Source organism: Polaromonas sp., from assembly GCF_030680935.1.
Taxonomy (GTDB): domain Bacteria; phylum Pseudomonadota; class Gammaproteobacteria; order Burkholderiales; family Burkholderiaceae_C; genus Polaromonas.
The window spans coordinates 125,154-135,578 of the sequence record NZ_JAUXUP010000026.1; the positions used below are offsets into that span (position 1 = coordinate 125,154).

At 64.0% G+C, this 10,425-nt stretch carries 9 protein-coding genes; 7 read left to right on the plus strand and 2 right to left on the minus strand.

What is annotated here, in order from left to right:
• Positions 1-38: 38 nt before the first annotated feature.
• From Q8L50_RS07500 to Q8L50_RS07515, 4 genes are read left to right on the plus strand one after another with little or no spacing between them, the layout of a single operon-like run.
• Positions 39-542: an arsenate reductase ArsC gene (locus Q8L50_RS07500; RefSeq protein ID WP_305348039.1), complete on the plus strand. Its 504-nt coding sequence runs from the start codon at positions 39-41 to the stop codon at positions 540-542.
• Between the two features lie 40 nt (positions 543-582).
• Complete coding sequence (locus Q8L50_RS07505; protein ID WP_305348040.1) at positions 583-1,461, plus strand: sterol desaturase family protein; 879 nt, start codon at positions 583-585, stop codon at positions 1,459-1,461.
• On the plus strand, positions 1,458-2,150 hold the full coding sequence (locus Q8L50_RS07510) for an MIP/aquaporin family protein (protein WP_305348041.1): 693 nt from the start codon (positions 1,458-1,460) through the stop codon (positions 2,148-2,150). Before Q8L50_RS07505 ends, Q8L50_RS07510 begins: the two co-directional genes overlap by 4 nt.
• On the plus strand, positions 2,150-3,364 hold the full coding sequence (locus tag Q8L50_RS07515; RefSeq protein ID WP_305348042.1) for an MFS transporter: 1,215 nt from the start codon (positions 2,150-2,152) through the stop codon (positions 3,362-3,364). The genes Q8L50_RS07510 and Q8L50_RS07515 overlap by 1 nt, the downstream gene beginning before the upstream one ends.
• A gap of 49 nt (positions 3,365-3,413) precedes the next feature.
• Here Q8L50_RS07515 and Q8L50_RS07520 read toward each other — a convergent pair whose 3' ends face one another.
• Positions 3,414-3,878 carry a helix-turn-helix domain-containing protein gene (locus Q8L50_RS07520; protein WP_305348043.1) on the minus strand — a complete coding sequence of 155 codons (465 nt, stop codon included), beginning with the start codon at positions 3,876-3,878 and terminating at the stop codon, positions 3,414-3,416.
• Positions 3,879-3,962: 84 nt separating this feature from the next.
• On the opposite strand from Q8L50_RS07520, the gene Q8L50_RS07525 reads away from it, so the two are divergent.
• Complete coding sequence (locus Q8L50_RS07525) at positions 3,963-4,286, plus strand: hypothetical protein (protein ID WP_305348044.1); 324 nt, start codon at positions 3,963-3,965, stop codon at positions 4,284-4,286.
• Positions 4,287-4,388: 102 nt separating this feature from the next.
• On the opposite strand, the gene Q8L50_RS07530 is transcribed toward Q8L50_RS07525, so the two are convergent.
• Positions 4,389-4,901 (minus strand): GNAT family N-acetyltransferase, encoded by a 513-nt coding sequence (locus Q8L50_RS07530; RefSeq protein WP_305348045.1) that lies wholly within the window; start codon positions 4,899-4,901, stop codon positions 4,389-4,391.
• A gap of 393 nt (positions 4,902-5,294) precedes the next feature.
• Between Q8L50_RS07530 and Q8L50_RS07535 the strand changes: the two genes are divergently transcribed.
• Both Q8L50_RS07535 and Q8L50_RS07540 read left to right on the plus strand, forming a co-directional pair.
• A complete protein-coding gene (locus Q8L50_RS07535; RefSeq protein WP_305348046.1) occupies positions 5,295-6,905 on the plus strand; it encodes an efflux RND transporter periplasmic adaptor subunit in 1,611 nt (536 codons plus the stop codon).
• 22 nt (positions 6,906-6,927) lie between these two features.
• Positions 6,928-10,005 (plus strand): efflux RND transporter permease subunit, encoded by a 3,078-nt coding sequence (locus tag Q8L50_RS07540; protein ID WP_305348051.1) that lies wholly within the window; start codon positions 6,928-6,930, stop codon positions 10,003-10,005.
• Positions 10,006-10,425 lie beyond the last annotated feature (420 nt).

The window sequence follows — 10,425 nt, forward strand, 5'->3', positions numbered from 1 at the left end:
TTCATCAAAACCTCAACCCATCGCCCCGGAGAACTTTCATGGCCGAGCGCCCCCTCAACGTCCTGTTTTTGTGCACCCACAATTCCGCCCGGAGCATTCTGGCTGAAGCAGTGCTGAACCACATCGGCAAGGGCCGCTTCAAGGCTTATTCGGCCGGCAGCAGCCCGCGCGACAACCAGCAACCCAATCCGCTGGGCCTGCAGGTTCTACAAAACGCGGGCATTTCCACCGAGGGTTTGCGCAGCAAAAGCTGGGACGAGTTTGCCGTTTCGGAGGCGCCGCACATGGATCTGGTGATCACGGTGTGCAACAACGCGGCCGGCGAAGTCTGCCCCTACTGGCCCGGCCAGCCCGCCACCGCGCACTGGGGTTATGCCGACCCGTCCGAGGGCGACGGCGATGAGGCGAACAAGCTCGAAGCCTTTCGCCAGACCCTGCACGCCATCCACAGACGGCTCGAGTTGTTGATCAATTTGCCGGCCGACAAGCTGGCGCGTGCCATGGTGCAGCAGACCGCGCGCGAGCTGGCGGGACGACCCTGATTTTCTGTCGCTTCTTTTTCTATTTTTTCTTCCTGTTCCTATGAAAAACATCATCTCCTGGGGGCTGTTGCCCGCTGCGGTACTGGTCAGTGTTGGCACTTTTCTTTATGCCCGGCACACTGGCGGCAACATGGAACTCGCCATCCTGCTGAGCAGCCTGGGCGCTCTCGGCCTCGCCATGCTGCTGGAGCGCACCATGCCGCATCAAGCCGAATGGAACAGGCCACGCGGCGACCGCCTGACCGACTGGATCAGTTTCGGCCTGCTTGCCGGTGCGGTGCAGCCCTTGCTGAAATGGCTGTCGCCCCTGCTGGTCGTCGGCGTGTACGGCCTGGTGCAGCCGGCGAACGGGTTGTTTCCCGTCGAAGCGCCCTTTGTGCTGCAGGTGCTGCTGGCCACCTTGCTGGCAGAGCTTGGCAAATACTGGGCGCATCGCTGGCATCACACACAGCCGGCACTGTGGTGGCTGCATGCGCTGCACCATGGCAGCGAGCGCCTTTATTCGATCAACAACTTCCGCGTCCATCCGCTGGAGTACGCACTGAAACATGGCTTGAGCCTCTTGCCTCTGATGCTTCTGGGTGTGTCGGCAGACGTGTTGCTTGGCTACATCGCGTTGACCCAGCCGGTGCAGATGCTGCAACACGTCAACCTGCCGCTGCGCCACGGCTGGCTGAACCATGTTTTCAGCACCAATGAACTGCACCGCTGGCACCACTCGAACCGGCCGGAGGAAGGCAACAGCAATTACGGCAGCGCGATCATGCTGTGGGATCAGGTGTTTGGCACTTTTCATTACCCGCGTGGGGTGGCTGGCCCCAAAACAATTGGCCTTTACGCCGCCAGCGACTACCCCGCGCATCGGTCTTACTGGGCGCAGGTGCTGTCGATGCTCAGCCCGGCGTGCTGCAAGGCATGAGCCCGGCCCCCACGCCGCCACTGGCGCAGCGCCTGTTCGCCGAGTTTCTGGGCACCGCCGGCCTGCTCTGCGCCGTCATCGGCTCGGGCATCATGGCCGAGCGCCTGGCTGGCGGCAACACCGCCATCGCACTGCTGGCCAACACGCTGGCCACGGTGTTTGCGCTGTACGTGCTGATTGAAACGCTGGGCCCGGTCAGCGGTGCGCACCTGAACCCGACGGTGACGCTGGTTTTGTGGTCAAAAACGCCTTCAACCCACGCTGGCCGTACGCAGACAGCTCTTTTTTTTATAGCAGCCCAGCTCGCGGGCGCAGTGGCTGGGGCCTGGCTGGCCAACGCGATGTTCGACATGAGCGTGCTCCAGCTCAGCAGCAAGCTGCGCGGTGGCTGGGGCCAGTGGCTGGCCGAAGCGGTGGCCACCGCCGGACTGATTCTGGTGATTCTGCGCGCACCGGCCGGCAAGGCAGCGCCGCTGGTGGCCTGTTATATAGGCGCGGCCTACTGGTTCACAGCCAGCACCTCGTTTGCCAACCCGGCCGCCGTGCTGGGCCGCATGTTGTCGGACAGTTTTGCCGGGATTGCGCCGGCCAGTGCGCCGGGGTTTGTGATCGCCGAAGCCGTGGGCGCTGCAGCAGGGCTGTTGCTGAGCCGCTGGCTTGAAGGCAGCAGGCACACAGGCCAGGCCTGATGCTGCGAGGCGCGCTGACCGGGGGCCAGCGCCGCAGCGCCACTGTGGCCAGCCTGGGCATGGCGCAAACGCTGGCCTGGGCGTCAAGCTACTACCTGCCGGCGATGCTGGCCACGGCCATGGCGCGCGATCTGGGCATCAGCACACCCACCGTCTTTCTTGGTTTTTCTCTGGCGCTGGTGGTGTCTGCCTTGCTGGGGCCACTGGCCGGTCAGCTGATAGACCGGCATGGCGGTCAGCCGGTGCTGGCTGCCAACAGTTTTGTGTTTGCAGCGGGGCTGGCGGGCTTGGCTTTTGCGCAGGGGCCTGTGGGTATGTTTGTGGCCTGGGCGATTCTGGGTGTGGCCATGGCCGCCGGCCTGTATGAAGCCGCTTTTGCCACGCTGGTCCACCTGTACGGCAAGAACGCGCGCAGCGCCATCACCGGCATCACCTTGCTGGCCGGTTTTGCCAGCACCGTGGGCTGGCCGCTGACCGCCTGGCTGGAGCTGGAGTGGGGCTGGCGCACAGCCTGCATGGTCTGGGCCACACTGCACCTGGTACTGGCCCTGCCGCTGAATCTGCTGTTGCCACGCGCGGCGCTGCCAGGCGCGCACGCCGAGCCGACTGCGCCCACGGCCACGCCCAAAGCCGCTGAAGATTCACCGTCAGCAAGTTCTACCCGCACCGCCGTGCTGCTGGCCGTGTTGTTTGCCATCACCTGGTTCATCAGCACCGCCATGGCCGCGCACCTGCCGCGCCTGCTGCAGGTACACGGCGTACCGCTGGCCACCGCGCTGCTGTTTGCCGGCCTGGTGGGCCCCGCGCAGGTGGCCGGGCGGCTACTGGAATACGGTCTGCTGCGCAACATCCACCCCCTGGTCTCGGCGAGGGTGGCGGGCGGCATGCACACGCTGGGCGCGGTGGTGTTTATGCTGGCTGGCGTACCTGCGGGCGCGCTGTTCACCGTGTTACACGGCGCCGGCAATGGTGTGCTGACGATTGCCAAGGGCACCTTGCCGCTGGTGTTGTTTGGCGTCAAAGACTATGGCGCGCGCCAGGGCCTGCTGATGGTGCCGGCGCGTTTTGCGCAAGCCCTGTCGCCCTGGCTGTTTGGGCTGGCGATTGACCGCTTTGGCGCGGGGGCCTTATGGTTTTCAGCCGCGCTGGGCGGGCTGGGTCTGGTGGCGCTGCTGCTGCTGCGCGGGCCGCCCGGTCCGGACCGTGGCCATTAAGCCGGGGCAAATCCAGCCCGGGGCCTGATCGCCCTCCATCCCGGCTGTGTCAGGTGCAGCATCCGCCGCGCACTGCAGGCGCCGGGTCGGCGAGGCTGATGTCTTTGAGGATGCTGCATTTCGGGGCCGGGCCACCGATGCATTGCTCACCACACGATTTCACAAACCTGGCCAGGCTTGTCTGCAGCGCCTGCAGTTCGGCAAGTTTGGCGCGCACCGCATCAAGATGCACTTGCGCGATGTCCCGTGCTTCGGCGCAGCCTCTTTCTTCACTGGCGGCAAGGGAAACCAGTGCACGCGTGTCTTCAATCGAGAAACCGAAATCACGGCAATGGCGGATCAGCGTCAGCACTTCCTGGGCATCACTGCCGTACACGCGGTGGCCGCTGGCTTTTCGCATGGCTGCGGGGATCAGCCCGACTTCTTCATAGTAGCGAATGGCAGAAACACTCAAGCCGCAACGCTCAGCCAGTGCACCTATGGGCAATAGCCCTGACGGGTACATATCATTCATCATTTTCCTCTTGCATCTCAAGTAACTTGAGGTTTTATATTGAGTGTACGGGGATTGACCCGCACTTTGTATTGAAAGAAAAGCATGAAAAAACCTGTCCTGGCCGCACTCGGAGTGGCCGGCGCATGCGCGGCATGTTGTGCCATACCGCTGGCCATTCCCCTGCTGGGCGGCTTGTCGTTCGCTGGCTTGGGGTGGCTGGGTTGGGAAACGCTGGCATCGAGCCCGGGCCCGGGCCTGTTGCTGGCAGGCGCCGCCCTGATCGCCGCCAGCCTGGTCATGGCGGGAGTCAGGTTCAGGCGCAGCCGGAAAAACAGGTGCGCACCGCAAGCTCCTGCCGGCGCCTGCGCCGTCAATCCGGACAAGACTCTGACCGGAACATGCGCCTGCGCTCAGGGCATGGCATAAAACGCCGCGAGCCCCCGGGCCGCAGTGGCGGGACCGCCTGGTTGCGTCTGGCGGGCTACCGGACGTGGGGGCCGTGGGCTGGTCTGATCAGATCAGCTCAGCTCAGCTCAGCCACTTTTGCAGAAACTGCGCCTGGCCCATCGCCGGGTCGAGCTGGTAGCCGGCAAAACCCACCCTTCCATACAAGGTGATGGCGCTGCGGTTGCCCTGCAGTACCTCCAGCGTCAGTTTGCAGGCGCCGCGCTCGCGCGCCAGCTGCTCCACCAGCACCAGCATCTGCTCGCCGACACGCTGGCCACGGTGGCTGGCCAGCACCACCACGTCGTGCACATTGACCAGCGGGCGACAGGCGAAGGTTGAAAAGCCTTCGATGCAGTTGACCAGCCCGACGGGTTGCGTGCCGTCAAACGCCAGCACGCTGAAGGCCTGGGGCCTTGCGGCCAGTTCTGCCACCACATGTTGTTTGACAAAATCGCCCAGCGGCTTGCCGCCACCGGCTACATCGCGGGCATAGGCGTCGAGCAGACCAACCAGCGCCTGCGCATGGGCCGGGTGGTGGTAGTCGGCGCGGCAGACGTGCAGGCCGGAAGCAGTAGAAGTCGAGGAGACGGTCACTGGACAAGGCCCTTGCGAGAAAAAAAAGGGGGAAGAGAGAAAGAGAGAAAGAGAGAAAGGAGGAATTTTAGTGCCTCCGGCTCTGCTTTGATGCATCAAATCGGCCCTCAGCCCTTGCGCAACATGCGCAATCAGCTATCAAATATATAGCGTTTGAAAGTGGGCGGCAAACCCGATGACACGCTGGAGGCGTCCGGTTGACAGCAGGCCGACTCTTTACAGCAGGTTTACCGGGCTCTTTCAGACGCTACAACTGCCTCTCAGGGCTTGAAGTGATAATTCATCATCACTGATGGACCGCTCTGCCCAAGCGGCATCGCAGACCAGTGATGCGACTATTCCGTACAAAAAAAATGCTGCGCTTTTGCATGCGGCAGGCAACCAGGACATCGGATGGACCCGACCATTGAGACGCCGCCTTCCGGCCCCCAGACACCGCCCCGCAAACGCCTGAGCCGCCGCGCCAAGATAGTCGGCGGCTTGATTGCCGTGCTGGCACTGGCCGGTACCGGCTGGCTGGCCTGGCACCTGACGCGCCCCGCGACTGAAACGCCCAGCGGCCCCGGCGGGCCTGCTGGCCCTGGCGGCGGGGCACGGCGCGGCCCCCCGGCCACCACGGTGGGTGTGGCCACTGCCGAACAAACCAGCATTCCCATCCTGCTGGACGCGCTGGGCACCGTCACATCACAAGCCACGGTGCGGGTCAAGCCGCAGGTATCCGGCGTGATGCAGAAGGTGTTGTTCAAGGAAGGCCAGATGGTCAAGGCCGGTGAGTTGCTGGCCACCATTGACCCGCGCCAGTTTGAGCTGGCGCTGCAGCAGGCCAGTGGCCAGCGCCAGCGCGACGAAGCGCAACTTGAAGCGGCGCGCGTGACGCTGCAGCGCTTTCGCACGCTCTTGAGCCAGGACTCGATTGCGCGGCAAGAGGTGGACTCGCAGGCCGCGCTGGTCAAGCAGCTGGAAGGCACAGTGGTGATCGACAAGGCCAATGAAGGCACTGCCCGACTGAATCTGGGTTACACCCGCGTGGTGGCGCCGGTCAGTGGCCGGGTGGGCCTGCGCACGGTCGATGTGGGCAATGTGGTCAACACCAGCGATGCCAACGGCATTGCACTGATCACCCAGGTCACACCGATTGATGTGGTCTTCGCCATCCCGCAAGACCAGGTGAGTGAGGTGCAACAAGCCGCTGCCAGCGGCGCTGCCATGAAAGTCACCGCGCTGGACCGCACCCGCGCGGCCACGCTGGACACCGGCGTGTTTGCATCGCTGGACAACCAGGTGGACACCACCACCGGCACGGTCAAGGCCAAAGCGCGTTTTACCAACAACAAGCAGGCGCTGTTTCCCAACCAGTTTGTCAATGTGCAGGTACTGGTGCGCACGATTGAAAACGCCGTGGTAGTGCCGGTCACGGCGGTGCGCCTGGGCAGCACCGGCGATTATGTGTATGTGCTCAATGCCGCAGAGCGCACCGTCAGCCTGCGGCCCGTCAAGCGCGGCCCGGCAACGGTGGACAAAATTGTGATTGCCTCTGGCCTGCAGGCGGGTGAACGTGTCATCACCGAAGGCGCCGACCGCCTGAAAGACGGCGCACGTGTGGTGCTGCCCGGCGATGCACGCGGCGCTGGAGCCGCTGGCGGGCGCAGGCCGCAGGGCGCGGCATCGGGCCCACGTACTGACAACCCGGTGCCAGGCGCCACACCCGCGCCCGCACCCCGGCCTGCAGGGTCTGCTTCTGCTGCACCGGCGGCGGCTGGCCCGGCGCCGGCCAACCCGCCGGTGGCCCTGGCCCCCCCAGCACCGCCGGCCCCCAGCGCTGGCACACCGCCCACTGCTGAGCAGCGCAAACGTTTTCTGGAACAGGTCAAGGACGACCCGGAGGCGCTGGCGCGGCGCACCGGACTGCTGGCGGCGATAGACCGGGGTGATGCCACTGCACTGGCGCGCTGGCAGCAAATCATGGAACGGCGCCGCCAGGCCAGCCAGGCGCCGGCCCAGTGACGGCACCCACGCGCCTGCCTACATGAGCCCGTCCAGTCCTTTCATCTTGCGGCCAGTTGCCACGGCCCTGCTGATGGTGGCGATTGTGCTGGCCGGTCTGGTCGGCTTTAAATTTTTGCCGCTGTCGGCCCTGCCGCAGGTGGATTACCCGACCATCCAGGTGCAAACGCTGTACCCCGGCGCCAGCCCGGAGGTGATGGCGCAAACCGTGACCGCGCCGCTGGAGCGCCAGCTTGGCCAGATGGCGGGCTTGCAGCGCCTGAGCTCAACCAGCGCCGCCGGTGTGTCCATCGTCACGCTGCAATTTGGCCTGGGCCTGGCACTTGATGTGGCCGAGCAGCAGGTGCAGGCAGCCATCAACGCCAGTGGCTCGCTGCTGCCAGCCGACCTGCCGGCGCCGCCGGTGTATGCCAAGGTCAACCCCGCCGATGCGCCGGTGCTGACGCTGGCCATCACCTCTGACAGCATGCCGCTGACCGAGGTGCAGAATATCGTCAACACCCGGCTCGCGCTGAAGATCAGCCAGGTCAGCGGTGTAGGCCTGGTGTCGCTCAGTGGTGGCCAGCGGCCTGCCGTGCGTATTCAGGCCGACACACGGGCCCTGGCCTCTTACGGTCTCGGGCTGGACTCGCTGCGCAGCGCCATCAGCGCGGCCAACGCCAACGCCGCCAAGGGCAGCATTGACGGGCCAACGCGCTCCTACTCGATCAACTCCAACGACCAGTTGCTGGCCGCTGCCGACTACCAGAACCTGATCATTGCCTTTCGCAACGGGGCCGCGGTGCGGGTCAAAGACGTGGCGCAGGTGGTGGACAGCGCAGAGAACATCAAGTTGGGCGCCTGGTCAGGACTGAAACCCGCCATCATCCTGAACGTGCAGCGCCAGCCCGGCGCCAACGTGATTGCCACGGTGGATGCCATCAAGGCCCGGTTGCCTGAGTTGCAGGCTGGCCTGCCGGCGTCCCTGCAGGTGGATGTGCTGAGCGACCGCACCACTGGCATACGCGCCTCGGTCTTGCATGTAGAGATCGAGCTGCTGCTGGCCGTGGTCATGGTGGTGCTGGTGATATTTGCGTTTTTGCGCAACATCCGCGCCACCGTGATCGCCAGCCTGGCGGTGCCGATCTCGCTGATCGGTACCTGCGGCGCCATGTACTTGCTGGGCTACAGCCTGAACAACCTGAGCCTGATGGCGCTGACCATTGCCACCGGTTTTGTGGTGGACGACGCGATTGTGATGATAGAAAACATCTCGCGCTACATCGAAAAAGGCGAAGCCCCCATGGCCGCAGCCCTCAAGGGCGCGCAGCAAATCGGCTTCACCATCATTTCGTTGACGGTCTCGCTGATTGCGGTGTTGATCCCGTTGCTGTTCATGGGGGATGTGGTGGGGCGGCTCTTCCGCGAATTTGCGGTCACGCTGGCGATCACGATTTTGATCTCGGCGGTGGTCTCGCTTACCCTCGTACCGATGATGTCGGCGCGATGGCTCAAGCACGAGCCCGAAACCGGCGGTAGCCCCACCAGCGCGAGGCTGCAGAAATTTTTTGATGGCGTGATCACGCGCTACGACCAGTGGCTGACATGGGTGCTGCGCCACCAGGGCGCCACCTTGCTGGTGGCGCTGGCCACGCTGGTGCTGACGGTGTTGCTGTATATGCTGATTCCCAAGGGCCTGTTTCCCACGCAGGACACTGGCCAGTTGCAGGCCCGCATCGAGACCTCGCAGTCTGTTTCGTATGCGCGCATGGCCGAGCTGCAGCAGGCGGCGGCCAAAGCCATTCTGGAAGACCCGGATGTGGCCACGCTGAGCTCGTTCATCGGGGTGGATGCCGCCAACAACACCATGCTGCACACCGGCCGCATGCTGATCAACCTGAAAAGCGAACGCAGCACCAACCAGCAAGAAACCATGGACCGGCTGCAGCGCCGCGCTGCCACGGTGGCGGGTGTCACCATGTACCTGCAGCCCACGCAGGATTTGACGATTGATGCAGAGACCGGGCCGACCCAGTTCAGGGTGTCGCTGGAAGGCGCTGACAACGCGGTGGTAACGCTGTGGGCCAACAAACTGGCGCAGCGCATGCAGCAGCTACCTGCCCTGCGCAACATTGCGTCCGATGCGGGCGCACAGGGCACATCAGCCTACATCAAGGTGGACCGCGACACGGCCTCGCGCCTGGGCGTCAGCACCTCTGCCATTGACGATGCCTTGTACAGCGCTTTTGGCCAGCGTATTGTTTCGACGATTTTTACCGAGACCAACCAGTACCGCGTGATTCTGGAGGCCATGCCGGACCAGCTGGGCACCCCAGCAGCACTGGGTACCCTGCCACTGCGGACAGGCTCGGGCACGACCACACCACTGGCCAGCCTGGCCAGCATCACCGAGCAGCCGGCGCCGCTGCAAATCACCCGCGTGGCCCAGTACCCGGCCACCACACTGGGTTTTGATGCCGCACCCGGTGCATCGCTGGGCCAGGCGGTCAAGGAGATCAAGGGCGCAGCCAAAGACATCGCCCTGCCCGGTAGCGTGACCCTGACCTTTCTGGGTGCGGCCGGGGCCTACCAAACCTCACTGGCCAGCCAGCTCTGGCTGATTCTGGCGGCGGTGATCTGTGTGTACATCGTGCTCGGCGTGTTGTATGAAAGTTATATCCATCCGCTGACAATTCTCTCGACGCTGCCGTCTGCCGGTGTGGGCGCGCTGCTGATGCTGATGATCAGCGGATCCGACCTCGGCGTGATCGGAATCATAGGCATCATTTTGCTGATCGGCATCGTCAAGAAGAACGCGATCATGATGATCGACTTTGCGATTGACGCAGAGCGTAACGAAGGCAAGTCACCGCAGGAAGCCATTCACCAGGCCGCGCTGCTGCGCTTCAGACCCATCCTGATGACCACACTGGCCGCACTTTTTGCGGCAGTGCCGCTGATGCTGGGCTGGGGTGAAGGCGCCGAGCTGCGCCGGCCACTGGGCTTGTCCATTTTTGGCGGCCTGATTGTCAGCCAGGTGCTCACGCTGTTCACGACGCCGGTTATTTATTTGGCGTTTGACAGGATGGGGCAGAGGTTTGGGCGGAAGGGTTCTGTATGAACCCGCATGGCCGGTTGCTTGTCATTGCGGACTTGATCCGGGATCCACGTTTGTTAACTCGCCCTTTGGTGTGCCTGCAAGCCGGGGGTTGCCCGGCGGCAAGTAACTTTCTTTTGCGTCGCCAAAAGAAAGTCACCAAAGAAAAGGCGACCCGATGGTCCGGGTCCCCTGCGCTGCGCTACGGGGCAACCTGCGGTGCTCGCCGAAAGTGGGGTCGAGCTCGAACTCGCTGCGCTCAGACAATCGCTCGCCCTGATCCACTTTCGGCTGTGCTCCTCGGCCCAGCCCGACGGGTGGGGGGAATGAATACGAGAGCGGATGCGGGGAGGCGAGGACGCGCTTTGCGCGTCCTCGCCGGAACCCGATTGCTGACCCGAGTCCGGACCCGATCCCGACTCCATCTTCACTACCCTTCTGTAT